Source organism: Sphingomonas rhamnosi, from assembly GCF_036663615.1.
Lineage (GTDB): Bacteria > Pseudomonadota > Alphaproteobacteria > Sphingomonadales > Sphingomonadaceae > Sphingomonas.
The window spans coordinates 12,463-38,596 of the sequence record NZ_JAXOJJ010000010.1; the positions used below are offsets into that span (position 1 = coordinate 12,463).

24 protein-coding genes are annotated in these 26,134 nt (G+C 63.8%); 14 read left to right on the top strand and 10 right to left on the bottom strand.

Annotated features, from left to right (window positions below; genetic code table 11):
* Positions 1 to 204: 204 nt before the first annotated feature.
* Positions 205 to 1,284: a helix-turn-helix transcriptional regulator gene (locus U1701_RS17100; protein ID WP_332783788.1), complete on the top strand. Its 1,080-nt coding sequence runs from the start codon at positions 205 to 207 to the stop codon at positions 1,282 to 1,284.
* 241 nt (positions 1,285 to 1,525) lie between these two features.
* Positions 1,526 to 2,728 (top strand): acyltransferase family protein, encoded by a 1,203-nt coding sequence (locus U1701_RS17105; protein WP_332783789.1) that lies wholly within the window; start codon positions 1,526 to 1,528, stop codon positions 2,726 to 2,728.
* 315 nt (positions 2,729 to 3,043) lie between these two features.
* On the opposite strand, the gene U1701_RS17110 is transcribed toward U1701_RS17105, so the two are convergent.
* Together U1701_RS17110 and U1701_RS17115 are read right to left on the bottom strand one after the other, a co-directional pair.
* Positions 3,044 to 3,793, bottom strand: a complete 750-nt coding sequence (locus tag U1701_RS17110; protein WP_332783790.1) for an HAD-IIB family hydrolase — start codon at positions 3,791 to 3,793, stop codon at positions 3,044 to 3,046.
* 123 nt (positions 3,794 to 3,916) lie between these two features.
* Positions 3,917 to 4,633, bottom strand: a complete 717-nt coding sequence (locus U1701_RS17115; protein ID WP_332783791.1) for a hypothetical protein — start codon at positions 4,631 to 4,633, stop codon at positions 3,917 to 3,919.
* A gap of 200 nt (positions 4,634 to 4,833) precedes the next feature.
* On the opposite strand from U1701_RS17115, the gene U1701_RS17120 reads away from it, so the two are divergent.
* Positions 4,834 to 6,318: a lipopolysaccharide biosynthesis protein gene (locus U1701_RS17120; RefSeq protein ID WP_332783792.1), complete on the top strand. Its 1,485-nt coding sequence runs from the start codon at positions 4,834 to 4,836 to the stop codon at positions 6,316 to 6,318.
* 11 nt (positions 6,319 to 6,329) lie between these two features.
* Here the strand turns inward: U1701_RS17120 and U1701_RS17125 are convergent, their stop codons facing one another.
* The 7 genes from U1701_RS17125 to U1701_RS17155 all read right to left on the bottom strand — a co-directional run bounded on the left by U1701_RS17125 (position 6,330) and on the right by U1701_RS17155 (position 12,772).
* Entirely contained in the window at positions 6,330 to 6,830 is a 501-nt protein-coding gene (locus U1701_RS17125; protein ID WP_332783793.1) for an RES family NAD+ phosphorylase, read from the bottom strand.
* A 53-nt stretch (positions 6,831 to 6,883) separates the two neighbouring features.
* A complete protein-coding gene (locus U1701_RS17130) occupies positions 6,884 to 7,234 on the bottom strand; it encodes a hypothetical protein (RefSeq protein ID WP_332783794.1) in 351 nt (116 codons plus the stop codon).
* A 459-nt stretch (positions 7,235 to 7,693) separates the two neighbouring features.
* Entirely contained in the window at positions 7,694 to 8,917 is a 1,224-nt protein-coding gene (locus U1701_RS17135) for a replication initiator protein A (protein WP_332783822.1), read from the bottom strand.
* A 172-nt stretch (positions 8,918 to 9,089) separates the two neighbouring features.
* A complete protein-coding gene (locus U1701_RS17140; RefSeq protein ID WP_332783795.1) occupies positions 9,090 to 10,178 on the bottom strand; it encodes a ParB/RepB/Spo0J family partition protein in 1,089 nt (362 codons plus the stop codon).
* Between the two features lie 41 nt (positions 10,179 to 10,219).
* The gene (locus U1701_RS17145; protein WP_332783796.1) at positions 10,220 to 11,419 is read right to left on the bottom strand and encodes an AAA family ATPase; all 1,200 of its coding nucleotides are present in this window, start codon (positions 11,417 to 11,419) and stop codon (positions 10,220 to 10,222) included.
* A 160-nt stretch (positions 11,420 to 11,579) separates the two neighbouring features.
* On the bottom strand, positions 11,580 to 11,837 hold the full coding sequence (locus U1701_RS17150) for a helix-turn-helix domain-containing protein (RefSeq protein WP_332783797.1): 258 nt from the start codon (positions 11,835 to 11,837) through the stop codon (positions 11,580 to 11,582).
* Positions 11,838 to 11,956: 119 nt separating this feature from the next.
* Entirely contained in the window at positions 11,957 to 12,772 is an 816-nt protein-coding gene (locus U1701_RS17155) for a GGDEF domain-containing protein (protein WP_332783823.1), read from the bottom strand.
* A 207-nt stretch (positions 12,773 to 12,979) separates the two neighbouring features.
* Here U1701_RS17155 and U1701_RS17160 point away from each other — a divergent pair, with 207 nt between their 5' ends.
* The 7 genes from U1701_RS17160 (at position 12,980) to U1701_RS17190 (ending at position 20,930) form a co-directional block, all read left to right on the top strand.
* The gene (locus tag U1701_RS17160; protein WP_332783798.1) at positions 12,980 to 14,083 is read left to right on the top strand and encodes a hypothetical protein; all 1,104 of its coding nucleotides are present in this window, start codon (positions 12,980 to 12,982) and stop codon (positions 14,081 to 14,083) included.
* Positions 14,084 to 14,411: 328 nt separating this feature from the next.
* The gene (locus U1701_RS17165) at positions 14,412 to 15,047 is read left to right on the top strand and encodes a polysaccharide pyruvyl transferase family protein (RefSeq protein WP_332783799.1); all 636 of its coding nucleotides are present in this window, start codon (positions 14,412 to 14,414) and stop codon (positions 15,045 to 15,047) included.
* A 190-nt stretch (positions 15,048 to 15,237) separates the two neighbouring features.
* Positions 15,238 to 16,497 carry a hypothetical protein gene (locus U1701_RS17170; protein ID WP_332783800.1) on the top strand — a complete coding sequence of 420 codons (1,260 nt, stop codon included), beginning with the start codon at positions 15,238 to 15,240 and terminating at the stop codon, positions 16,495 to 16,497.
* Between the two features lie 11 nt (positions 16,498 to 16,508).
* Positions 16,509 to 17,363, top strand: a complete 855-nt coding sequence (locus U1701_RS17175) for a polysaccharide biosynthesis/export family protein (RefSeq protein WP_332783801.1) — start codon at positions 16,509 to 16,511, stop codon at positions 17,361 to 17,363.
* A gap of 41 nt (positions 17,364 to 17,404) precedes the next feature.
* Entirely contained in the window at positions 17,405 to 18,679 is a 1,275-nt protein-coding gene (locus tag U1701_RS17180) for an ATP-binding protein (protein ID WP_332783802.1), read from the top strand.
* Positions 18,676 to 20,049 (top strand): GNVR domain-containing protein, encoded by a 1,374-nt coding sequence (locus U1701_RS17185; RefSeq protein ID WP_332783803.1) that lies wholly within the window; start codon positions 18,676 to 18,678, stop codon positions 20,047 to 20,049. The genes U1701_RS17180 and U1701_RS17185 overlap by 4 nt, the downstream gene beginning before the upstream one ends.
* Positions 20,046 to 20,930, top strand: coding sequence for a tyrosine-protein kinase family protein (locus tag U1701_RS17190; protein WP_332783804.1), 885 nt, complete (start codon positions 20,046 to 20,048; stop codon positions 20,928 to 20,930). The genes U1701_RS17185 and U1701_RS17190 overlap by 4 nt, the downstream gene beginning before the upstream one ends.
* A gap of 123 nt (positions 20,931 to 21,053) precedes the next feature.
* Here the strand turns inward: U1701_RS17190 and U1701_RS17195 are convergent, their stop codons facing one another.
* On the bottom strand, positions 21,054 to 21,308 hold the full coding sequence (locus tag U1701_RS17195) for a hypothetical protein (RefSeq protein WP_332783805.1): 255 nt from the start codon (positions 21,306 to 21,308) through the stop codon (positions 21,054 to 21,056).
* A 240-nt stretch (positions 21,309 to 21,548) separates the two neighbouring features.
* Here U1701_RS17195 and U1701_RS17200 point away from each other — a divergent pair, with 240 nt between their 5' ends.
* From U1701_RS17200 to U1701_RS17215, 4 genes are all read left to right on the top strand, one after another.
* Positions 21,549 to 22,355, top strand: coding sequence for a WecB/TagA/CpsF family glycosyltransferase (locus U1701_RS17200; protein ID WP_332783806.1), 807 nt, complete (start codon positions 21,549 to 21,551; stop codon positions 22,353 to 22,355).
* Between the two features lie 132 nt (positions 22,356 to 22,487).
* Positions 22,488 to 23,636, top strand: a complete 1,149-nt coding sequence (locus U1701_RS17205) for an acyltransferase family protein (protein ID WP_332783807.1) — start codon at positions 22,488 to 22,490, stop codon at positions 23,634 to 23,636.
* A gap of 144 nt (positions 23,637 to 23,780) precedes the next feature.
* Positions 23,781 to 25,016, top strand: coding sequence for a hypothetical protein (locus U1701_RS17210; protein ID WP_332783808.1), 1,236 nt, complete (start codon positions 23,781 to 23,783; stop codon positions 25,014 to 25,016).
* Positions 25,013 to 26,131: an acyltransferase family protein gene (locus U1701_RS17215; RefSeq protein WP_332783809.1), complete on the top strand. Its 1,119-nt coding sequence runs from the start codon at positions 25,013 to 25,015 to the stop codon at positions 26,129 to 26,131. Before U1701_RS17210 ends, U1701_RS17215 begins: the two co-directional genes overlap by 4 nt.
* Positions 26,132 to 26,134: the final 3 nt, after the last annotated feature.

Below are 26,134 nucleotides of genomic sequence, written 5' to 3' on the forward strand. Positions count from 1 at the left end.
GTAACTTGGCGAACAGATTGCGCAGGCGCACATCTACCTAAGTAGAAAGACGGTTTTTCCGAAGCGATGCCCCCGCGTGAGAAAGGATAGATTGGTTAATAATCCGTTGTAATTCTATTTGGGCGATGTTAGCCAATGAATGCGTCACCCGGATGGGTGAAGGAAGATAGGTCGGCGATCATTTCTTCTTTGGGAAAAGAACCGGTGGCGGACAGCCTCGATCTGATGACTGAGGCGATCTACGAGGCGGGCGTGAGGCCTGCGCTGTGGCCGTCCATGCTCGACCGGCTCGCGTCATATGTCGGCGCCCGCGGCGGGCGGCTGATGACCAGGTCGGGCGATACGAAAAAGTGGATGACGTCGCCCAATCTGGCGCCGGTGATGCTCGAATTCGCCGAGCAGGGGTGGGATCAGCATGATGTAAGGGCGCTACGGTGCCGCGCCGCGGCGGCGCATCCCGGCTTTCTGACCGATGCCGATCTGATGACGCCGGACGAGCTGGAGCGCTTGCCGATCTACACCGAATTCCTCCATCCCCGGGGTCTCGGCATTGGCGCCGTAACGACCCTGCCGGGCATGCCGCCGGAGAGCCTGATCGTCACGGTGGACGGGTTCGCCAGCCACCGCGCCGCCAGGGCCGCGGTCCCCGCGCTGGATGCGCTGCGGCCGCATCTGGCGCGCGCCTCGACCATTTCCGCGCGGATCAATGTCGAACAGGCGGTCGCCGCCACCGATGCGCTGGCGTCGATCGGCACGGCAGCGGCGGTGCTCACCGGCGATGCGCGCATCATCTGCGCCAACGATGCGTTCGGCGCGTGGTTCGGCGGGGTGTTGAATGAGTGCCAGGGCCGGTTGAGGCTGTTCGATCCGCCCTCGGCGCACCAGTTCGATATCGCGATGCAGTCGGCCAACCGCGGATCGGGGCGCTCGATCGCGGTGAGAAGGCTGGGCGAGCCGCAATTCGTGCTGCACCTTGTGCCGACGCTGCGGCCCGCCCAGGACCTGTTCCTGTCAGGAACGGTGATCGCCGTCATTGCCGTACCGGGCGCATCGACGGTGCTGGATGTGGATCTGATTCGCACCTTGTACGGCCTAACGATCGCCGAGGCCGAGGTCGCGCACCGGGTGGCGGCCGGGGCGACCCCCGCCGAGGCGGCGACGGCGCTTGGCGTATCGACCGAAACCGTTCGGACGCACCTGAAACGCGCCTTCGCCAAAACCGGCGCGGAGCGGCAGGCGGCCTTGTCGTCCCAGCTACGCTGCGTCACCCCCCGCCGCTGCTAGGCGGCCGGCCCGGCGTGCCGGACCTTGGGCGGCACAGTGGAGCCCGCCACAAGTGGGATTGTAGAATGCAGATATCGCGCCGAGACTTGGACCGGCGCGGTAGATCCATTGCAGTCGCCGAAGTACTACAGACCGATGACGATATTCGAGTCCCGACCCGACCCAAACTTTCCCTTGATTCCCTGATCAGAGTCCTGCGATACTTGATTGGCAATTCAGGATAATGTCCGGGGGCGGTACCATGAACAATGGCAATGACGGAACATCCTCGCGACTTCATTACCTGGACGCCCTGCGCGCGTTCGTGATGACGCTCGGCGTGGTTCTGCATGCCTCCGTCATCGGGCATTTCTGGTTTTCCCGCGGTGTCGGCTATTTTTCGGGTCTTTTCCGCATGAAGCTGTTCATGCTGATCGCCGGGTTCTTCGTCGCGTTATTGATCTCGCGGAGAGGCATCAATGCGACGCTGCGCGAGCGCCTGATCAGATTTGGCGTGCCGGCCGTCGCCGGCACCATTCTGCTCAACCCGATCGCCGACTATTTCCTGTATGGCACGGCGGTGGATTTCATCTCGCCGAACGCGTTCTTCAGCAACAATTTACAGTGGAACAAGGCGGGTTTCGAATGGGGGAAGATCGCCCCGCCCTATATGAGCTGGCACCTGCAGCTGTGGTTCCTGTATGTCGCCGTCATCCTCATCGCCGGCACGCCGCTGTTCCTGCGCTTGATCGACCTGGCGATCGTCAAGAGGGCGGCAACGGCGATATTCTATTCGCCCAAGGGCGATGTCCGCGCAGGCATGTTGGGATTGTTCATGGGCCTGGCGTTTGCCGGGGGGCGGGTCGCGCACTTCGTGACCACCCAGCAGGCCGGGGTCGATTCCCCGCTCAACTATCTGGCCATGAATACCTGGCTGTATCTTCCCTATTTCATTCTCGGCCTGGTCGCCTTCCGCAACGAGAAGATCATGGAGGCGCTCCATACGGTGTCGCTACCGTGGATTGCATTGTCCTTCGGCGCGCTGGCGGCGAGCCATGTCGCCTACAAGCCGGTCCTGCAGCTTGCCGGGCTCGGCCCCGCCGAGCTGGTCGAGTATCTCGGCAAAGGTTTTGCCGGGTATTTCGTCTGCGTGATATTGCTGGCGACGTTTCGCAAGGTCGCCAACAAGCCCCGGACGTTCGCGGATTATTTGTCGAAGGTGTCCTATTCGGTTTATATCTTCCACGTCCTGATGATCTCGATCGTGCAATATATATTGGTGAGTACCGGCTATGATCGGATATCGACCTATTGGCTGTCGATCCCGCTTGCTTATGCCGCCTGTATTGTGGCGCACACGGTGCTGGTCGCCTCCAATCCGGTCGGCGATTTCCTGTTCAATGGAAAGATCCCGGCCAGCAAGATCGTGGCCAGTCGCGCGGCCGAAACGGCAAGCACGGTGTAACTGTCCCGCGACACGGCGCGAATCGCTGATCGCCAGCGTTGTTGTCGCTGGCGGTCGGCCAGCGCGGCGTATCGTGCCGGCGTCACCGGCCGAGCGCGTAAATGTTTTGCTACGCGGCGGCGGCTTGTCCGCGCGCTGGAGTATGACGGCATGTATCACGATGACGCCACCAACCGGGACTATTTCGTCTACAGCCTGCCGAGTTCGTTGGCCGGCTTGGCCTCGCTCGGCCAGTTCTGACCGGGACGTCTCCAGCAAGTTGCCCGTCGGGGCGCGTGGTATGCGCCCCTTCCGCCTGCTGGCCGATCGTGCGGCTTACTTGGCCTGGCATGCAACCACGGTGGCGATCACCGCCAGCGTCTCCTGCGGGTCGCGCACGCGCACCGTGTCCAGCCCCAATTCTTTGGCGGGATAATCATTGCCGCCCGGAAAAATGGCGTCGCCGACGAACATCATCGCGTCGAGCGGGATGCCGCTCGCGCCGCGAAGTTTCTTGAGTCCGTAAGCCTTGTCGACCCCTTCCCTGGTAATGTCGATCGAGGTAGCGCCGCCCATGTTGATCGACAGGCCGGGCAGACGGGCGCGCAGATCGGCCTGGATGACCTTGCGCTTGGCAAAGTCCGGGTCCCACTTCTGCTTGGCGTCGAGCGGAGCCTGCTGGCCCAGCGCGGAGAAGGTGATCTGGCTTCCCCGGTCCTCGACCCGTTCGCCCCAAACCTGTTCCGGTACGAAGCCGGTGGCGGCCAGCGCCTCATCAAAGGCGGTCTTAATCCGCGCGCGGGTCTGCTCATCGAACAGCTCGGCATAGACCGCGCTCCACGCGCCGTCGGTGTAGCAATAGAGTTTCGTCCCCGTCGTCGGCATCAGCCACAGCCGCGACCGGTCGGCGCTGGCGGGCAGGCGGCTGGCGACCTGCTTGTCGAACTGCGGCCAGTCGCCACCCGAAATCACCGCGACCTGCGCGACGGACAGCAGATCGGACAGCGCCTCGCCCATGTCCTCCGTTAGCGGCTGCTTGCTCTCGGCGAGCGTTCCGTCGAGGTCGAAGGCGACAAGCTGCTTCATGCGAAAACTCCGTGGGGGCTGCGGGATCGCTTTTGGGCGGTAACCCGGTCCGGTCAAGCGCTACGTCACGTCATGGGGACCGCGGCACCGCCCCCCTGCACTACCGACCGGCAGGTCGCCCTTCTACGCGGCGGCAAAAAATTCGCGGCGCAGCGATGGGCTGATGAACGACAGGTTGCGTAATCGCCGCAAGCCCTGCAGCGGTTCGCGGGCGAAGGATTTCAGGCCGAGATGTTGACGAACGCCCACGCTGCCCGACGCGGCATGGGGGTGCCCCACCCGGTACATAGCCCCCGGATAAGGCAGCGGTGTCATCGGGTCGCCCAGAGCCGCCAGCTTCTGCTTGATGAACTTGTGGCTGCCATGCACCTGGCGGTTGAAGAGCGGCAGATCATCAGCGGGGGCGGGATAGAAATATCGCGCATGCACGATCGCCGACGACCCGCAAATCCTGTCCAACCCCGCGCGTCGGAACACGATCGGCGAGCCATCATAGAGGTAGCCGTGCGAAATATACCATCCGGCGGCGTCGGGCGTGGCTGCGGCGGTCGACGCCAGCCGCCGGCTGACCAGATCGTCGTAATCAACCACGATGAAGTGGCCGCGCGGCTCGACCGTCTGCAGGCCTGCCCACACCCGGGCGCCTTTGTCGTCGCGGATCGCGTCATACAGTTCTTCCGTCGGGCGATCCGCCCCGGGCAGGGACGGACAAGGCAAGTCCACCTCGACATGCCGGAACTTTTGCGGCAGCGACGGCAGCACCGCTCCCCGGCTGGTCACGACGATGGTCTGCCATTCAGGATGAGCCTGCGCGGCGATGGAATCGAAGGTAATGCGCATGAAATCAATTACTCTGCCCCAGTCCGGCACAGAGTCTTGGTGTCTAACCGGCACTATAAACGTCAGCATCTAGGCCCCCCCAGCTACTATACCGATAGCGACTCGCACTATATCGGTGACGATACACAACCGCAACGGTTGCGTTGTTTGTGCGCCGGACGCGGAGTAGGTAGCGCCAATCTAATAACGGGACGCACAAATTGGATATCGAAGAAGCTAAACGTCGGGCCAAGGCAGGTCCCGGAATCCTGATTATCCGACGCCTGTTCGCGCTGCTGGTCGCCTTTGTTTCCACTGTAACTATCGCCCGCCTTGTCAGGCCAAGCGCGTTCGGTCTCGCCAACATGTCCACGATCATTTTTTCGTTCGCGGCCATCTTCCGCGATTTCGGCCTTACCAACGCGGTGCTGCGGAAAGGTCACATCTCGCAGTCCGAGCTGACGCTGATCTTCTGGTTCAACGCGGCGACAACGCTCTTCCTGTCGTTGGTTATCGCCATCCTCTCGCCGTTCATCGCCGATTTCTACGGTGAACCCATCGTCCGCTACGTCGTGCTCGTGTCGCTGGCCGGGTTCTTGGTGAACGGGCTCACCTTGCAGCACCGGGCGATGATCAACCGCGATCTTCGTTTCACGGCGATCGCGGTGACCGACACGGTCTGCAGCGCCGCGGGGCTGGCCTTGACCATCGTGCTAGCGCTGATGTGGCACGACGTTTGGTCGATCGTGCTGGGCGGCGTGTTCCAGGCGGTCCTGACCTCCGTCGCCTACGTCGTGCTGAGCGGCTGGCGTCCTGGCCGGTTTCGCAAGACCGAGGAACTGCGCTCGCTGCTGCAGTTCGGCGGCAATTCCAGCGTCTATGCGCTGTCGATCTTCGTCTCGCAGAACATATCGGCGATCCTGATCGGCCGTATGTTCGACCCGGCCGCGCTGGGCCAGTATAACCGGGCGCAAGCCATCCTGAACCTGCCCACCGCCAATCTGATCCAGCCGATCACCCAGGCGATCCTGCCGCTTATGACCCGGCTGCGCGCGCACCCAGAAGAATATCGGCTGGCCTACCTGTCTCTGACGCGCAAACTGTGCGTCTTCCTGATGCCGATGGCCGTCGCGCTGACCTTTGCCAGCGTGCCCCTAACCATGGCCTTGCTGGGCGACCAGTGGCGCGTGGCGGGCCAAGTGCTCATGGCGCTGTCGCCGGTCCTGGGGGTGCTCGGGCTGATGTATGCGGTCGGCGATCTGTTCGTGACGCAGGATCGCTCGGCCGAACTGCGCAATCTCGGCCTATTCGAAATGGTCATCCGGGTGGCGTCCGTTTGCGTCGGCCTGTTGTTCGGGCTGGTGGGGGCGGCTGCCGGCTATTCGATCGGCACGACGATCGTCGGCATCGTCCGCATCCGGGTGGCCGGCCGGACCGGGCCGGTGACGACTCGCGACCAATTCTCGCAGGCCCTGCCCTCCTTGCCGCTCATCGCCGGGGCCTGCCTAGGGGGCATCGTGGCGATCTGGGGCGGCGCGGGCCAGGCGCCGGCGATCCAGGCCAGCGGGATATTGGGCGGCGCAGCGCTGACCTCGCTGGCAGTCGGCCTGCTGTTTGCGCGCACACGGGCGGCGTTGTACGAACTGGCGGAGGTTTTCGGGCTGCACAAGCTGGCGGTGTTGGGGACGTATCTGCGGCGGCGCTAGGCATCGGTGCCTTAGCGCGGGCGCAGTACCGCTTCGGGATCGAGCAGGGTGAGCGCCGCCCCATCGCCCGCTTCAGGGGCGTCGTGCCAGCGCCACAGCACCAAGCTCTGCCCCCCGCGGTTTTGGACCGATGGAACGATCGCGCCTTGAGCTCCAGCGGCGATTAGTTCCTGCGTCAGCGCCGAGCTCGGCGGCACCTGCCCAGCGATCAGCGCGATTGCTTTCCAGTCGCAGGCAAGGGCCTGCGTCACGCGTTCATCGGGGCGGGTGAGATCAGCGATTCGTGTCGCCTCGACGCGGTACGGCGCGAGCATGCCGGGTTTGGGCAAGCCCTGATAATATTCGGCAACCGCGGTTGCGTAATCCAGGGCGAGATAGAGCGCCGCGGTGCCCCTCATATTCCAACGGCCGCCATAAAGCCGCGCGCCGTCCCCGGAGAAGGGCGCCAATTGATGACGTGGATAAATCATGCGCCATAGCGGCGCGGCCAATGGCCGAAGTGGGTAGGTCATCGCCGTCGATCAGAGGGTGATCGTTGGCGCATTGGCCGTTGGTGCGCCGACGGTCACGAATAGACGCCGGCAGCCTGTCGTTCGAGATCTTCAATCACCAGATCGCCATGCCCCTCCTCCACCAGCGTCTCTGGCGTTTTACCGAACCCGGCGAGCGGCTGATATTTGAACCAGATGATTGCCTTGCCTTCGTCCTGCGCCAGATCAGCCGCGCGGGTGATGATGCGGGCGATCTCACCGAGCTTGACCTGGACAGCGGGGCTTTGCGGCTTGGCGGTCATCGTGTTGCGGTTGACGCGGGCTAGTTTGGCGAGCTGCGACAAAGGCAGTTTGAGCCGCTCGGCCATGCGGCGCGGCGCGATGATGTCGGCGTCTCGGATGTCGTCGAGAAAAGCGGCAAGCATGAGTGCACTCCTTGCCTGTCATATGCACCCCGGATTGGCGGAGTTCAATCAATCCCTAATCCCTCATAGCGAAGCATCCTGCCGGGTTACGAGGTTTATTAGAAAAGGTTAGAGGGTTAGGCTTGGTGGAATGCGGTGTAAGTGACTGATCGTGCGCGCATTTGTTCCGTCCGGCGTTCCCGGAATGTCGGGTGCACGTTCCCGAAATGCCGATGCTGCCGTTCCCCGAGTGTCGAGCCTTCGTTCCCGAAAGGCCGATAGTGTTCCCGAAGTGTCGAACAATCGGACGGATCGCGAAATGCGCGCGCTTGATTGAATCAATATCAACAGCTGGCATGTTGGAGATGTTCAAATTCGGCCCGGCGGGCGTAGTTCGGCGGGTGATGATGATGACGGTTTGTAAGGAGCCGACACTTCGGGAACGGCGCGACCGGTGATCGGCGCGCGATGCCGGTCCGCCTAGCGCGGCAATTCGTGGCGGTGCTTTTCGTCCCAACGCCGAACGAAGCCGATAAAGGCGCTTTGGTAGCTGACCGGCGTTTTGGCCGGGTCGGTCCCGATCCACTTGCGAAATTCCTCGTGCAGTGTCTGATAATCCCAGCCCGGGCAGTCGTTGCGCAGCGTCGCCAGGGTGGCCTCGGTAACGTCGCCCGCAGTGCCGCGGGTCGCCAGGCCCTTGATCGAGCGGCGGATCAGCGCGGCCGCGTCGGACAATTCGGCCGTCCTTTTCGAGGTAAGCGCCACAAGCGGCGCGCGCCTGTCGATAACCTCAGGCGCCAGCTCAGGTGGAAGCTTGGTCGCCAGCTTGGGCGGGGCTTGAAGCGGCGCCGCCATTTGCGTCTCCCCCTCGGCCCGGCGTCGCATGCGGACGGCGGGTTCGCGCTTGCCGGCTGGCTGTTCGACAGCGAGCGTATAGCCGGGCAGCGGATCCTTTTCGACAATCCGGGCGATCTCGAATTTGAAGCGGCGATATTCCCCCTCGGCCCCGGATTTCTCGAACAAAGTAGGCATCGAGATGGCGAAGCCCCCCTCCCCTGCCCCACCGGCGTGCTTGCGCGCGACCTTGTAGAGCCAGCGTTCGCGCCCGCCGGTCAAATTGAAATAGGCGCGGTCGATCGACAGGACGCCGCCCGTCATCATCACGCCTTCCCAGAACCAGTTGCTCAGTTCGATCGTCATGCCGCGCGAGCGTTCGGTCCTCTCGTCCACGAGCTGCGTCCAGCCGTCGAGCCAGCTGAACGTCGCTTCGCGTCGGCTTTCGGCCCGGATATTGGTCTTGATCGTTGTCGCGACCAGCCGGTCGAGCGACTGGCCAAGCAGTTCATAGGCCCGCCCCGTGGTCGGCCGGCCGATCGCGCGCAGCAGATCATAGGGCATCAGGTGCAGCTTGCGCGGTACGTCGTTGACGCCGCGCCGCGCCATGCCGGCCAGGACCGATGCGCAATAGATCAGGATGTCGGCGTCCCAGATCGTTGCCATGCCGTAATCGGGATTCGCCGAGACATGGACCCACAGTTTCCCGTCTGGGCTTTCATAGTCGATCGGCTTCACCCGCTTCGACTTAGCCAGCGAGAAGAACGGGCGCTCCATCATCTCGCGCTGGTCGCGTAGCGGCAGATCGGCGATATAGGGCAGCAGCAGGTCGAACTGTTCCGACCCGGCCTTGCGCCCGGTGCGGCTCACGGGTGCCCTTCCGACGGCGCCAGGCGACTGGACAAGCGAGCGGTGTTTCCCCGGGGAAACAGTGCATCGGGATGAGCAGGCGATGTGTGCGTGCGCACGACCGACCTGCCCCCAGCCAACGGCAACCCGGCCACCGCGTTGCTCGCACGGCGCATGTTTCCCTGGGGAAACATCACCGCGAAAGCCCCCGGCCTTGCGCCTCGAGCGTGGCCAGTGCCTCGCGCAGCGCCTCGGCCAGTTCATCGGGACCGGCACCGGAACCAGCATGCAATCGGATCGTCACGCCCTGCCGATTGACCGATTGCACGGAGAGCGCGGTATGGCCGTGCGACGTAGTCCAGGTGAAAAGCCGGAGACGGGGCGTGTCGTGGCACGTCGCGGCAATCAGCTGGGCTTGGACCTGGGCGGCCGGCACCGCCTGCTCGCCGGCATCGCGACGGCGTTGCTGCTCCCGCGCCAGCCGTTTCGCCTCTGACAGGATCGCCGGCGCGGTATCGATGTCGTCAAGCAGCTGGGCCAGCGCATAAGCGGGCTTGAGCTGGACATCGCCCGGCGCGGCGAAGGCGGCGACGACCGCATCGGGCAGGCCGGCGACCTTGAGCATCTTCGACAACCAGCCCTTGGAGAGCTTGAGGCGCTCAGCCATGCGGGTCAGGTGGTTGCCGTAATGGCTCCTGAGCGCGGCGGCATAGTTGCGTGCTCGTTCGAGATCGGAGACGTCCATCCGCGCCCGGTTCTCGAGGTCGGCAAGGCGGAAAGCGGCCTCGTCATCGAGATTGGCCACTTGCGCGACGAACTGCATGTCGGGATAGGAATGCACGCGCAGCCAGCTGATCGACCAGTGACGTCGCGTGCCGGCGATGACCTCGTAATCATGTGCCGGATCGTCCTCGACCCGGCGGACCACGGCGGGCACCTTCTGGCCTCCTTCGGCGATGATCGAATCGATTAGCTCGCGGCAACTTTCCGCTGAGAGATGCGCATAGGAACGGGCATTGCCCGGCCAGATGCGGACGCGCAGCGGATCGAGCAGGAGCTGCGTAACCTGGCGCACCTCGCCGCTGGCGACGCGCGCGAGCGCGGACTCGCGACTGAGCAAGGTGGTGCCACGGGGGCGATCGGGCGCGCTATTCGCCATGGCGCCCGCTGGAGCCTGCCGTGGGGCCTCCGCTTCCGACCTAGCCTCCGCGGGGGCAGGGGAAGGCACGGCCTCCTCATCGGCCAGCAGGGCCGCGAGATAATCGGATTGCTTACGCGCCATAACTCGCCTCCGTGGAGCTTATGGGTGTCCGCGTCGCGTGTTCACATCGCGGCATGAAGAATGTCCTCTTCGCTCGACGGGGTGATCCGGCCCCATCCCTGGCGCACCAGCTGTTCGACCTGCCCCAGCGCTTCGTCCAGATTGGCGCGGCAGCGCTTGTGGGTCTTGGGCGTGCCAATCGGCTTTTCGAGTTCGTAGACGGACATCATGCGCATGGCGGCGTGGCTGATCTCCGCCGACTCAAGGATCGGGACAGGCAGGAGCGCGGGACCGAAGCTTTGCTCCATGATCGCGCGCACCATCGCGTGGCTTGGGTCGTTGGCGTCGAACTTGGAGCAGATCAGCCGCACGAAGCTGTAATCGACATCGATGCCGGCGCTGGTCAACTGCTCGATCAACTGATCCATCATTGACAGGAACTGGACGGTCGAGCAGAAATCGGGCGTCGTCGCGGCGAGCGGGACGAGCAGCGCGTTGGCGGCCTGCATTACCGCCAGGCTGATCGTGCCGAGTGCGGGTGGGGGATCGAGTAGGACGATGTCATAAGACCGGGCGAGATCCGCCAGCCCTTGCTTCAGCTTGCGAAAGCGCGCCGCAAGCACCGACTGGCCATCCGATCCCGACGCCGCAAGCTCATATTCAACATCGAACAGTTCGAGGTTCGAGGGGATCAGGTCGACGTTCGGCCAAGACGTGCGCTTGACGGCGTAGAGCAGGTCGGACTGGGTCGGGTCGATCGACAGGTAGGGGTATAGCGTCTCCGCCCGCGTGATGTTGAAATGCGGGTTGAAGCCGAACAAGGTGGTCGTGGTCGCTTGGCTGTCGCAGTCGACGACCAGCACGCGGTAGCCCTGCACGGCGAAATAGTGCGCGAGATGGGTCGTGACGGTCGACTTGCCGACGCCGCCCTTGAAGTTCTGCACCGCTATGACCGCGGGCACGTCGAGCGGCGCGCGCGCCGGCGATGCACCAAGCACGTCGCGCATGTGCAGCAACTCGTCGACCGAATAGCCGAGACGCCGGCCGTTGCTGGCCGCGGGGGAGGGGGGTAGGCGGCCGTCCTCCTCCGCCATGCGGATGCGGTTGGTCGAACAATCGAGCAACTGCGCCGCCTCCGCGATGCCGAAGCGGACATGCAGCCCCTTGCGGCTCTCAGGAAGGAACGCTTTGCGCCGCAGCCGCTCGATCATGCGCTCGCCGGCATCAGCAAGGTCGCCGATCTGACTGGTGATTGCGTTCATCGGCAAGCCTCGTGCACGGATTGAGTGTTGTCACCCGTAATATCGCACACAAAGGTTCAATCGACAACAAAATCGCCAGTTTGCGGCATTGGGCGGCCCGCGAGCGAAGATTGGCGCGGCTTTTCGTGTCTGATCGGTTGATTATCGCATGTGGGCGAAGTCAGTCCGAGGACATCGAAGCGGCATAGTCGTCGTCAATCGGTAAATGGGCGGGCGAGGCCGCTTCGTGGCCCCTGGCTCCGGCGCCTTTCACCGGCACGGCGTAGATGTCAATTAGGCGATATACCGTCGATCGACCGATCTTCAGGCGCGCAGCAGCCTTGCCAGCCGAGCCGTCGCACGCTTCGAGCGCCTCCACGATCGCCCGTCGCTGGGCGTGCGCCATGGTCCCCTCGATTTCCCAGATACGAGCCTTCATACCGCGTACCTTCAAGGAAATCTGAGCAGTATCAACGATATAAATAGTGCCAAAATGAGACATTCCGCCGGCCGACCTGACCGTTGCGCGCGCCATTGCATGGTGCAGGGCGCTCCTGATCAGCCGCCCGACCGTCGCAAGGGCCTTGTCCTGCTTCGGTACAGATCGGCATCCGCGGCATGCAGCAGCGCAGCGGGACTGTCGCAGCCGGGGTGCTGCCCCATTGTGGCAATACCGATCCCTACGGTCGGACCGGCGTCGCCGGTCGGCGCCCGTGCGCCCAGCAGTTGGTGGATCCTCGTCGCTACTTTGCCGGCGCCGTCCAAGTCGGTTTCCGGCAAGAGCAACGCGAATTCGTCGCCGCCCACGCGGGCCGCCACGTCTCCCGGTCGCTGGGCGGCGTTGATCAGTGTCGCGGCTACATTCTGCAGCCAGAGATCTCCTGCCGCATGACCATAGGTATCGTTGCGCGCCTTCAGGCCGTCGAGGTCGATCGCCAGCAAAGATAACGGCTGGTTCTCGCGCATCATGCGGCGATGTTCGTGGCGCAGCGCCCTATGGAAGCCACGGCGATTGGCCAGGCGCGTCAGCGGATCGGTCAGCGCGAGGCGGTTCAACCGTGCCAGCCGGGCGGCGTAGACGGAGACGTCGTGCAGCGCCAACAAGCGATGGTCGGCATCGCCGATCGACGCGGATCGCACGTCGAAACGCTGCCGCGCGGCCTGACGGGCAATATAGGCACGAAAGTTTCCCTCGCGTGCTATCCTTCTAGATACGAGGAGCGCATCGATATGGCGGCCGATCAGCACCTCCGTCGGCCAAAGCATATAGGCCGCAGCCGAGGCGAAAAGGACATGGTTCTGCCCATCGACGACAAGTAACGGGACCGGGCATGCCGCAAGCAGGATTGCCGGATCGTACGATTCATCCGTCATCTTGCCCAACCAAGCCCCACCATGATCTAGACGTACATGCTGACATCAACGAAGGAAAGCGCTTGTGCCTGCCGATGCTGCGCAAAACATGAGGATTATCGTCTCGTCCTATTATATGGCGGCGATCATCGATCGCGCCGGGTATATTGTCGATCCGATTTAGCACCATGTATGGCAGGCTGGAACGCGTAACGGCTTTCCCGGCTGTTGGCGCGTCCCGTAAAGTTCGATACGCAACATCCGCAACCCGGCACCCGCCGCAACATCTTGCTCGACAGGGGACTCATGAACGTCATAGCCGGCTACCGGGAACTGATGACGGCCGATTTAATTCCTGCGGCGTGGCGCGACAGTGCCGATATTTATGTCTTCAATCCTGCCGTGATCGCCGACGGTGACGGCATGCTGGCATTCTATCGCGTGGTGCGCGCCGATCTGGGGCGCAGAATCGCCGCATGTCGCTTGGATGCCGATGGCGTTGCGATACCCGGATCGGCGATCCCCTTTTCGGACATGATCCGATCGTATAACCCATGGTATGCCGATCCCCGCGCCTACCTGCTGGGAGGCAAATGCTATGTCTACTGGAATACGGGCTATCCCGAACACGGCGACAACCAGCAATTTCTGATCGAGGTCGATCGCCCGACGCTGCGGCCGGTCGGTGGCCCGATCGAGATGATGCTGGACGGCACGCGACAGCGTATCGAAAAGAACTGGATCCTGTTCGAACAGGGCGCGGACCTGTATGCGATCTATTCCATCTCTCCCCACCGCATCCTCCGCGCGCGCGACCGGTCCGAACGGCGCATCGTGTTCGAAGACGCCGTTACTACATGGTGGGATTCAATCGCGCTCCTGCGGCGCTTCGGCCCGCCGCGCGGGGGCGCCCAGCCGGTCGCGAACGGCGCCTATCTCTATCATTTCTGTCACGCATCGTCCGGCTATCCCAGCGGGTCGTGCTATGTCGCCCAATGCTATGAGTTCGAAAATCGCCCGCCGTTTCGGCTGACGCGCTTCACCTTCGAACCGCTGCCTCTGCCGAATCCACGCGCCGACCGGTTCGTCCTGCCGAAACTGAACAAGAGGGTCACCTCGGTGGTCTATCCATCGGGCAACATCGCCGTTGGAAAGGGCGATGTGTTGGTGTCCTACGGCGTCAATGACGAAGCGGCCTTTGTGGCGACCATTCCCTTTGCCGACATTGATCGCGCCTTGCAGCCGGTGAGAAGGACCAACCCGGTGATCTGGCGCCTGCGCTTAGCCCTTCTGTCATGGACCCGGCGTATTCAAAAGCGACTAGCGACATGACCGGCGTCCGTCCGCCCAACAAACGTCCGCCTCGCCAGTTCGGCCGCGAGACGGGCATGATGAAAATCGTACATTCGGCCTTGCGCCAAGGTATTCGGGGGAACATCGCGTGAATACTTTTACGCTCGGCTATCAGAAATCGTCGTTCGGCAATGTCGGGGACGACCTTAATCCCTGGCTCATGCAACGGCTTTTGCCCGACGTTACTTTTGCGGAATCCGGCAAGGTGCTGCTCTGCATCGGATCGATCATCGTCGCCGGTCGCTGGGAAGGATATGCCACCAAGCTGGTGATGGGCAGCGGCGCCCGATCGTTGGGCCGCATACCCGTGCTCGACGACAGCTGGGATGTCCGCTTCGTGCGCGGCCCGCGGTCCGCAGCCGCGCTGAACGTCCCGGCGATTTCCGATCCGGCGTTGCTGATATCCCGTTATGTGACGCCGACGAAAACGCGCAAGGGCATCGGCATTGTCCCTTATTACAGGAGCAGCCGTCGCATCTGGCAGGCGGTCGCCGCGCAGATGGGCGCGCGCATCATTTCCCCCCGGCTGGCGGTCGATCCCTTCATCGAGGCGCTCAGCAGTTGCGAGCGCGTTTTTTGCGAAGCGATGCACGGCGCCATCTTCGCCGACGCGCTGCGCATACCGTGGCGACCGGTCTCGTTCCAGAATGCGCTGTTCGAAGGGGAAACCCATTGCTTCAAGTGGAGCGACTGGGCGGAATCGGTCGACCTCACGTTCGATCCGCTGGTCCAGCCGCTGGATCGCATCGCGGCCTGGCCGGTCGAGGGAAAACTGGCCAAGGTCCGCGCCGGTTTGAACGGGCTGCTCGGCAGCCGGGATCTGGCGGCGCTGCTGCGCGGCGGATTACGGGACGATCGGTTCGTGCTCAGCGCAAACGATGTGTTCGACGATCGCGTCGGGCGCATGGCCGACGCCTTCGCGACAGTGAATCGCGGCCAATGACGCAGCCCGGATAATCGCGCCGGCGACAGCGCATCGGATCGACGGGGAAGCATGGCAGGCGTGCGGCGCATTTCGGACCCGGCCTGACGTGCGGCGCGTCTCCGCCTGCGCGGGCCGGTCAATACGGGAATGCGCTTGCGCCCTTGCCCACTCTGGGCGAAATGAATGCAATTTAGGGGGAAAACGGGCATTGACGCGTAAGCATTCGAAACTGCCCAAGCGGGGCAGATCACAACGTCTTTGCCCCCTGACGGGCGCCGTACTGATCCTGTTGCCGACCGGTGCGCTGGCTCAGGTGTCCGGCCCCTTCATCGGCATCGCTCCACGGGCCGCCCCAGGCGCGTCGCGGGGCGGGGATCAATTTTCCGTCACTCCCGCCCTCACCACGGTCTATGATAGCAACGTTCTCCGCTTGAACTCCATCCGCTCCGGATCGGCGGCCCGCGACGATGTTCGCGTCACACCAGCTCTCACGCTCAACATACGGCAGGGATTTGCCCGCAACACGGTGTCGCTTTCGGGCGATCTCGGCTATGACTTCTATCGGCGTTTCAAGGGTTTGCAGCGGCTGCGGACCAACCTCAACGCGGGTGCGGGAATTCCGCTCGGCGCCAGGTGCGAGGTAAGCCCGAGCGCCAGCTTGCTGATCCAGCAGGCGGAAATCGAGGATCTGGGCGTTGCGGTCGGCCGCACGGCGCGGGTGTTCGCCGGGCAGGTGACGGCGCGTTGTCCGCGCACCGTGGGCTTCTACCCGGTCGTCCGCGCCGATGCCCTGCGGCTGACCAATAGCGGGGGAGACAATGGTCTTGGCCGCCGGAACTGGAGCGCGACGGGTGGCATCGTCTATGCTCGCCCAAGCCTGGGGCAGGTCCAGCTGTTCGCCAATACCGGTCAGTTTCGTCGCTCGAGCACTGTCGGGGGGCCGGATACCGGTGCCGATATTGCCAGTATCGGCCTGCAGTTCGATCGGGCGATCACGTCTCGCTTCGCCGCGCGCCTGTCCGTGGCCGGCGTCCGCGTCAGCCCGACCCGCCGGCTTGCCGGGCGGTTCGAAGGGACGACCTATTCGGCCGAGGTGCGCATCGCCCCTTTTCCGTCGTTCATCCTGTCGCCGCGCGTATCGCGGCAATTCATCGGCAGCATCAACGCCGGCTCGGATTATGTGCTCAGCCGCGAAGTCGGTCTCGGTCTCAACTGGTCGATCGGCGCCCGGGCGGGGATCGTCGCGCAGATCGGCAAGATCAATCGGCGATATTTTGGCGAAGACCCGTTGATCCGCCCTCAATTGCGCATCGCCGATCAAACCAATGCCGGGAACGTGGGCGTTCGCTACACGCTACGCTCGCTGCGGCTGCAGCTCGGCGTGTCGCGTAGCGAACGCGACAGCCGGAATGATTTTTACGACTTTGATAGTACACGCGTTGAGTTTAGCGCGAGGGCTGGTTTTTGATGAGGTTCGCCATGGCACTACACCGTATCGTGCTGACATTCACAAAGGTTACGGCGATGATCGCGACAATGGTTGTCGCGATCGCCGTTCCCGGGGCAGGCGCGCTGGCGCAGACGGCGATGCCCACCCCCCCGGCCGCTTTGGCGCTCCCTCTTGCCGCGACGACGCCAGCCTATGAACTGGGCACAGGTGACGAGGTGCAGATCACGCTGTTCGGGCAACAGGACATGACGGTGCGCACACGCGTGCGGGAAGACGGCACCATTGCCTATCCGCTGCTGGGCAATGTCGGCGTCGCCGGGCGCCGCGCTGCGGACGTCGCGACGATCATCGCCTCGCGACTGAAGGCAGGCGGCTATTATGCCAAACCGATCGTCAACGTCGATGTCACGTCCTATGTCAGCAAGTCGTTCACGCTGTTCGGCAGCTTCGGCACGCCTGGCATCTATCCCATCGATCGCCCGACGACGCTGGCGATGGCAATTGCCCGGGGCGGCGGGGTGAAATCGGATGCCGCGGACTTTGCCCTGCTGCGGCGGATTGGGGAAGCCAACGAGCGCAGGATCGACTTTGCCGATCTATCCGACACCGGCGGGATCAACACGCTGCTGCAGCCCGGCGATACGGTGGTCGTTAACAACGCGCCGCAGGTTTTCGTCTATGGCCAGGTCGGCTCGCCCGGCAGCTATCCCATCAAGGGGCGGATGACTTTGCGCCAGGCGCTGATCCGCGCCGGCGGACTGACGCTGGCGGGCAATGAGAAAAGCGTCACGCTGCGCCGCGACGGGCAAATCCTGAAACGCATCAACCTTGATGAAGAAGTTCGCGCCGACGACGTGCTGTTCGTCAATGAGCGATTCTTCTAAATGCACCGCAACGGTTCATCCCCGATCGAAGGAACTGTGCGATGAGCAGTCTGCTCAACCGGATATATGGTTGGCTGGGCATCCGCTCTCAGTCCAAACGCGTCTTGTTGCTGTCGGGCGAAGCGCGGCGGGTTGCTTCGCTGCGCGCCGTCGCGCCGCCCAAGCATGTTATGTCGACGCCCGAGCCTGCGCCGCTCAATGTCGATGCAAAACGCAAGGCGCTGCACGCCGCGTTCAATTCGTCGCGCCCAGTCGATGCGGCGGCCGAGCTTGCCGGGCGCGAGCAGGAGATCGCAACGCTGGTTGCCACCGTGTTCGATGAGGAAGCGCATGCGCTGATCCATGGCGCGCGCGGATCGGGCAAGACCTCGCTCGCCCGCGTGTTCGGCACGCAAGCGGATCAGCGCGGGATCGTGACGATTTATTTCGCCTGTGATGCGATCGGCAGCTTCGCCGCGCTGCTCGGTCCCTATCTGCCGTTCATTCCCGCCATGTCGGTCGCCCGAGAGGAACAGGCCGGTTTTCGCCAGCGGTTGAATACGCTGGGTAGTGCTTTCGGTCCGCGCGAACTCGTCTCGGTGCTCGCCGAGGTCACGTCGGCGCGACTGCTCTTCATCCTTGACGAGTTCGACCGGATCACCGATCGCGCCCTGCAGGAGGATGTCGCCACGTTCATGAAACTGCTGTCGGACGCCCGCGTCCCGCTCCAGCTGATCATCGTCGGCATCGCCGGCAACGTGAACGACCTGATCGAGCTGCATCCTTCGCTGCGCCGCCATCTGGTGGCGATCGGACTGCGCCGGATCGGCGACGACAGCGTCCGCAGCCTGATCGCCGGGGGAAGCCAGCGCAGTGGCGTCGTATTCGATACTGCGGCGACCCGCCTGATCGAAAAGGCCTCGGCCGGCTCGCCTTACCATGTACGCCTGTTCTGCCACCAGGCCGGGCTGGCGGCGCTGGCCCGGTCCGCCACCATGGTCGATGAAGCGGCGGCGCTGCAGGGTCTTGCCGCGGCGACACGGCGCTGGGCCTCGCTCAACCAAGAGGACAGCGCCCTGTTCGACCATCTCGCCCGCGAGCCCGCAGCGCGCGCTACGCTCACCCAGATCGCCGTGCAGGCCGCGATCGACGACGGTTTCACCCAGGCCCCGGGCGCCGTATCGCACGGGCTGGACGATGCGTTGATGACCGATGGTCGCCAGCTCGGCCGCACGCTGTTTCGCGATACGCTGGCGCCGCAATTCCTGATCGCCACCCTTATCCTCGCCGAACGACGCCAGGGCGACGGCACCTTCGTTGCGGGAGACCTATCGTGAACTTGCCCGATCTGATCGCTGCCCTGCGCGCCCGCTGGCGGCTCGAACTGGCCATTGCCGCGATCGTTTTTGCGCTGGTGGTGGCGTGGACGATCGTCTCGCCCCGGCAATATGTTGCGACCGCCACGTTGCTGTTCGATGATCGCCAAACGCAGGCGGTCACGGCCGAGAACAATGCGCCCAAGATCGACGCCAATGTGCTGGGCACGCAGGCCGACATCATTGCCAGTGCGGCGACCGCGACCGACATGGTCAAGCGGCTGCATCTGGCTGACAAGCCTGCGGCGCGCGCGCGCTGGGCGGCGGCGGGGCGCCCGGGCACGATCGAAAGCTGGATCGGCCGTTCCCTGCTCGGCAATCTGACGGTTGAGCCGGAGCGCAACACCAACGTCCTGTCGGTGCGCTACAAGTCGCGCGATCCCGATGTCGCCGCGCAGATGGCCAACGGCTTTGCCGCGACCTTCATCGATACCCGCCTGCGGCTCGAAACGGATCCCGCGCGCGCCTATACCCGGTGGTTTCAGGCGCGGACCGGCGAAGTGCGGGCAAGCCTGGAACAGGCGCAGCGCCGATTGGTCGAGTATCAGCGCCGAACCGGGGTGATCAGCATCGGCAATGCCGATGTGGAAACCGCGCGCTTGAAGCAGCTGGAAACGCAGCTGGCCGATGCGCAGGCGGCCCGGGCGCAGGCGCAGGCGCAGGTCGGCAGCGGCGCCGCGGCGTCGAGCGAAGTCCAGTCGAGCGGCGTGGTACAGGGGCTGCGGACGCAGATCGCCGGCAAATCCGCCGAGATCAGCCAGCAGCGCACCGTTTATGGTCCCAACCACCCGGTCATCCGTGCAGCGGAAGCGGAGCTCGGCACCTTGCGGGCAAAGCTCAACGCCGAGGTCGCTACCGGCACCCGGTCGGTCGGGGTTGCCAACAGCGCAGCGAGCGGTCGCGAGGCGGAGTTGCGCGCGCTGGTCGATCAGCAGCGCAACCACGTGCTGGGCCTGGGCAGCGACCGCAGCCAGCTTGACGTGCTGCAACGCGACGTCGATTCCGCGCGGGCCGCCTATGACAATGTCATGAGCCGCCTCAGCACCATGCGCTTGCAGGCCGAATTGCCCAGCACCAACGTCCGTCAGCTCGACGAGGCGCGTCCGCCGGTGCTGCCGACCGAGCCGAACATCCCGGTGCGGATCCTGCTGGGGTTGGTCCTGGGCGCGATGCTGGCGGTGGGCGCGACCGGACTGCTCGAACTGCTGCGACCCCGCGTGCGGACGATATCCGGCCTGTCCACGGCCACGGATGCGCCGGTCTTGGGGGTGATCGATTTCGGCAGGTCGGGGATCGCCCGACGCCTGTCGACCGAAGGGGGTAACATATGAGACTTCGGGCCAATCCGGAAAGCCGGGGAGCAGAAGGCTTCCAGGACCAGGCACGCGCAGAGGACTGGCAGCGGATCGGCAAGGTGCTGTTCGAATCCGGCACTGTGTCAGACGTCGATGTACAGAGCATTCTGCAACGGCAGGATCAGACCGGGGAATTGTTCGGCCAGGCGGCCGTTGCGCTCGGCCTGATCTCGGACATGGAGCTGCGCAGCGCGATAGAACAGCAGCAGAAGTTTTTCGTCCTGCCGGAAGATTCGGACACGGTCGATCCGCTCGTCGTTGCCGCGTTCAATCCGAACGATCCGCTGTCGCTGGAGGTGCGGCGTCTGCGCCGCGAGATCACGCGCCGGGCGACCGAAAGCGATCGCAGGATCCTGACGCTGGCGCTGCTCGCTTTCGACGCCAATTCCGAACGCAGCCTGATCGTCGCCAATCTCGGCGTGACCTTCGCGCAGGCCGGATATCGGACGCTGATGGTCGATGCGGTGCTCGACCATCCTCAACTACACGGCCTGTTCCGGCTGCCCAACCGCATCGGCGTGTCGACCTTCCTGTCCAGCGATGTCGATCTGGACGGCGTGGGACAAGCGACATCGGTGCCCGGGCTGACGCTGATGACCGCCGGCCCGGCCGTGCCCAATGCCGGCGAACTGTTCGATCGCCAGCGCCTGATCCGGCGCCTGCAGCCGCTGACCGACGTGTACGACATGATCATTCTCGAAGTCGGCGGCGAGGTTGCGCTGGAGGCGAGCGATGGCAGCGACGCGATGCTGATGCTGACCCGCAAGGGGGGCAGCGACATGCGCGAGGTGCGCCGCGTCACCAACGCGCTGGCGACATCGCAGACCCTGCTGCTTGGATCGGTCCTGATGGATTGAGGGCCGGCTGGCTGAAAGTTTGGGCGGCGCGCGAGAGGCGCGTCGCCGCAGGTTCTCAGCCGGGCTCGTCGAGCATGTTGCGGGCAAAACGGCGCAGTGACAACGTCGTCTCCTGCCAGTTGATCAGCATGTCATTGGCCTGGTCCTGGCCCCATCGGCCGCGATGCGGCGCAACGCGTCTTCCATGCGCACCGCCCGCTTCTGCGCGGCATTGAACCGGTCCTGCGTGACCCACAGCTTCATGCCATCGATCGCCCGGCCCATGCATTGCGTCCCGTCGCAGGCGTGCAGGTCTTCCAGCATCAGCGCCATGACCTCGCCGATTGCGAGCAAGATGCCGGCGTTGGTCTGGATTTGCGTCGGTTCCTTGCCGTGCACCTCCTAGCCGACCGCGATATGGTCCGCCGGACACGTTCGAGGAGTTGCGCCCGGCTGTCGTCACGCAAGCCATGATCGCCATATGGTCATCTCCCTTTTCATTGCTTCTAGCAAAGGATCGGCAACTTGCTAATCCGGTAGTAACCATCGCACGCGACGATCTCGGGCGACGGCAGATCGTCGTTTTGCGCTCCAACAAAGACCTGATACCATACGGCAAACAGCGGGGGCGATCATTCGGTGGCAGTACAGGGGCCGATCCAGGCGGCAGGGCAGGGTCACGCGGCGTCTTTCCATGAGCGTGTCATTGGCCCGGTCCGCGTCACCGGCGGCACCGAGGACGAGGCGGTGGCGATGATCCTGGCGGCGTTGGCGGCGCGGCGACCGGCGATGTTCGGCTTTTGCAACGCGCACAGCGTCAACGTGGCGCGAGGCGACGGCGATTTCGTGGCAGCGCTGCGGCGGATGACGGTGTTCAACGACGGTATCGGGTTGGAGATCGCCAGCCGGATGGTGTATGGGCGCAGCTTCCCCGCCAATCTCAACGGAACCGATCTGACCCCGCGGCTGCTGGCCTCGCTGCCGCGGCCGACGCGAATATTCCTGCTGGGCAGCCCGCGGGGCATTGCCGAACGGGCCGGTCAGGTGATCGCTGAACGCTATCCGCATGCCAAGGTGGTCGGCGCACAGCACGGCTTCTTCACGCCGCAGGACGCCCCGGCGCTGGCCGAGCGGATCCGCGACAGCGGGGCGGCGCTCGTGCTGGTCGGCATGGGCCAGCCGCGCCAGGAATTATGGGCGGCGGAATGGACCGAGCAGATCGGCGCGGTCACCTGCTGCATTGGCGCGTTCCTCGATTTCACCGCCGGCGTGGTAACGCGGGCGCCGGTCTGGGCGCAGCGCTACGGCCTGGAATGGGCGTATCGGCTGGGGCAGGAGCCGCGCCGGCTGCTACGCCGCTACGTCCTGGGCAATCCCAGCTTCCTGCTGTCGATGACCGGCGTCGCGATACGACACCGGCTGGGCCACAAGGCGGCCGGGCAATGACCGGGCATGGTGGCACACTCCTGCTGCGGCGCGATGCTGTCGCGCGATATCGGGACACCCGCGTTCAGCCACGGGTTGCAGGAACGGGATCGGTAGCGCAGAAGGCCCGTCAGAAATGAAGGAAACGCATCGATGAGTAGCGCCGCGACCGACCTTGCCGGCGACCAGACGGCGGGGCAGGGCGGTGTTCACCATCATCTGCAGATGCATATCGGCCCGCTGGATGGCTTGCGGGGGCTGGCGGCGATGCTGGTGGTCTTTTCGCATATCGGCGCTTTCGGGCTCAAGCCGTTGTTCGACACGCCGATTGGCAATTACGGCGTCTTTCTGTTCTTCGTACTCAGTGGCTTCTTGATGGGCCACCTGTATCTGACGAAAGAGGCAAGCTCGAATAGCGTGAAGACCTATTTCGCTGCAAGAATATCGCGGATCGTCCCGATCTACTACATCGTCATTATCGCATCGTTCCTATATGGCCGTTCTGTCGATCACGGCTTCACCTACGCGATGTCGCCGTTGGATTTGCTGCGATGCTTGGCGTTTATCGGCAACGTTTCGGTATTCTGGTCGATCGGGCCGGAATTCCAATTCTATTTTCTTTTCCCGCTGGTCTGGATCCTGCTCAGCCAGGCCCCGGCCCGGGCGGTGACCTGGGGCGTGCCGATGATGTTCGTCGTCCTGACGGTCATCCTCTATCGATCGGAATGGCCCGGCATCGTCGTCCTGTCCAAACTCCACATCTTCTTGGCAGGCATTCTGCTCGGCGTGCTGCGCCCGTTGCTGGTGGGCAAGATGTCGTCCCGCGCGGCATTGATCGCCCAATTGCTGGCGACGCTGGTCATCGTGGCGCTTCTGCTCCCGCAGAGCGTGGTCGGATCGGCACTCTATCCGACCACGGCCGGCGATGTTAAGCACAACCATTATTACGCCGATTTCGGCAAGTTGCTGATGCTGTCGTTCGTCGTCTTCGCCTTCAGCTTCCCAACTGGCTATGCCCGCATTCTGCTGGAAAACTGGCTCGCCAAGACCGTGGGCAAATATAGTTTCTCGGTCTATCTTCTACACGTACCGGTTTTATATGCTTTCCAGCATAGCGGCATATCCGCAGCACTTCCCTATTTTATCGCCGTGCCCTTGATATTGGCCACGGTGCTGCTGGTGGCCGGCCTGTCGTTCCACGGGGTGGAAGACCCGACCCGTATCGCTGCGCGCGCCGGCCTGATGCGCCTGTTTCGCATTTCACCACGTCCCAAGCAGGATATCGCCACCCAATCGGCGTGACCGCGTCGCTTGGGCGCACGCGATGCGCACTTGTAGCGTGAGGGGTTTTTGCCTAGCGCTGCTACTGTTGCGTGAATGACACCGGGTCATCGGGGCTGTCTCGATGCGACCGTTAGGCTGCGAGAACGGGGTACAAGGACAGATATGGGCGAGCTAGCCGGTTCTGTTCGGATGCCGTTCGCTGATCGGGTGGATAAGCGGTCGCGCGCGTGGGACACCGCGACGATCGCGGTCACCGTCTTCGCAACGCTTTATTTTGGTATTCTGGCGTTATTGAACGCGCATCTGTTCCCCGTCAGCTATGCGATCGTCGCAGGGGCGGAGGGCCTGATCCTGATCGGCGCGGTGGTGATCATCGCGCAGGCGCGTCTTCGGGACGGCGATGCGCTGCCGCTGATCCTGCTGTTCGCTTTCACGCTGCTCAGCGTCTGGGTGTCACTGATCAACGACATGATCTACCCCGATCCCTTGCGCAACATGGCGATCATTGCCTTGTTCACGCTGCTGGGCTTGCGTGTGTCGCCGACAGTGTCGGACCGGGTCTTTGCAATCATATCGATCGTCACCCTGATCTTCCTAGCGATCGAGGTGGTTTCGACGGACCTGTACGTCGCGATCCTGAAGCCCGCTTCCTTCTACCAGAACTTCCGCGGCTACCAAGTCAAAGAATGGGACGAATCCGGCCTCTTCGGCAACGCGCGGAGCTTTGCCAGCCGATGGTCGTTCGGCCTGGTCTCGCACCGTACCTCGTCGATCTTCACCGAACAGGTATCGCTGGCAAATTTCGCGGGGGTGCTGACGGTCATGGTTCTGACCCGGTGGGCGATGCTGTCGCGACATCTGCGCCTGTTGCACGTGGTGACCATCGTGGGCATTCTGCTGACCAACAGCTCGCGCACATCGACGATGCTGGCAGTGGCCTCCGTCGCCGCCTACCCGCTATACCCGCGCCTGCCCCGCTACGGCACGTTGGCCTTCGTACCTTTGGTGATGGTGTCTGCCTTCGGCCTGATCGCCGTGACCGGCTTATCGCAAACCGACGATCTGGTCGGGCGGGTCAGCATCACCGTCCAGGCGCTGGAGCGCAGCGACCTCGCCTTCTGGCTTGGCGCGGAGATCGCGCGGGCCGCCTCGTTCCTCGATACCGGCTATGGCTATCTTATCGCCTCGACCTCGCTCGTCGGGCTTATCTTGTTCTGGCTCTACGTTTCGATGATAGTGCCGCAGCGTGACGCGATACAGAAACGATGCGCCTATTCGCTGGCTTTGTACGTCTTCGGCAACCTGCTGATCGGGGGGACGGCGATTTTCGCGATGAAGGTGGCCGCACCGCTCTGGTTGCTGGTCGGTACGACCGCCCGACGAAGCGACTATTCATGAAGCCCCCCGTGTATGCCTCGCTGCAATATATCCGTGGTATCGCGGCGATGGCGGTGGTCTATTTTCACGCCGTGCTAGCCTCGGTCAACGCCTTTGCCGGCAGGGGCGCGGCGCTTCCCTGGGTCGGCGCGTTCGGGGTTGATCTGTTCTTCGCGCTGTCGGGCTTCGTCATGTGGACATCGACCGTCGGTAAGCCGATCTCGACGCTGGAATTCTACCGGCGTCGGATCGTGCGGATTGTGCCGCTTTACTGGCTGATGACGAGCTTGTTGCTGGTGATGACGCTGCTGCTCCCGCGGGCAACGGAAACCGCGATGCTCGCGCCGGGGCATGTCGTGGCGTCCTATCTGTTCGTGCCCTGGCCCAATCCTGGCATGACTGGCCGCCCGTTCACCGATCTGATGACGCCGTTGCTGGTCCCAGGCTGGACGCTCAATTACGAGATGTTCTTCTACCTGCTGTTCGGTCTGGTGGTGACGGTGGGGGGTCACTGGCGGTTCCGGACGTTGCTGATTGGCCTGCCGCTGGTCATGCTCGCCTGCATGGCCTTTTCACCGTATAGCATGGTGCTGAAATTCTACGGCTCGCTGCGCTTGCTGGAGTTCGTGGGCGGCGTGGTCCTGGCCAGGATGACGTTGGGCGAGCGTCGTTCGACACCGGCGGTGCTGGCGGTCGGCGCGGTGATCCTGGGCATCGTATCGCTGCCCGTGGTGGAGGCAACGCGGGCCTCTGCCCATATCATGTATCCCGTGTTGGGCATCGCCAGCTTCCTCGTCCTGTGGGGACTGATCGCGCTCGAACGGCAAGGCCAGATGCCGCGAAGCCGGCTGCTCACGCTGCTCGGCGATGCCTCGTTCAGCATCTACCTGACCCATATCTTCGCCATCGCCGCGCTGCGGGTCGTCGTGTTGCGGCTGGTGCCGATGCCCCTGCTGCGGGACGGCGTCGTGCCGCAGGCGGGCTTCGTGCTCGCCGCCATGCTGGTGGCGGCGATCGGGGGAATCATCGTCCACTTGCTGTTCGAGCGGCCGGTGACCCGCTATCTTACCGGCAGACGGTCGGCGTCCGCCGGGCGTTCGGGCGACCCGGTGCCGGTATCCGTAATGAAGGGTTGAATC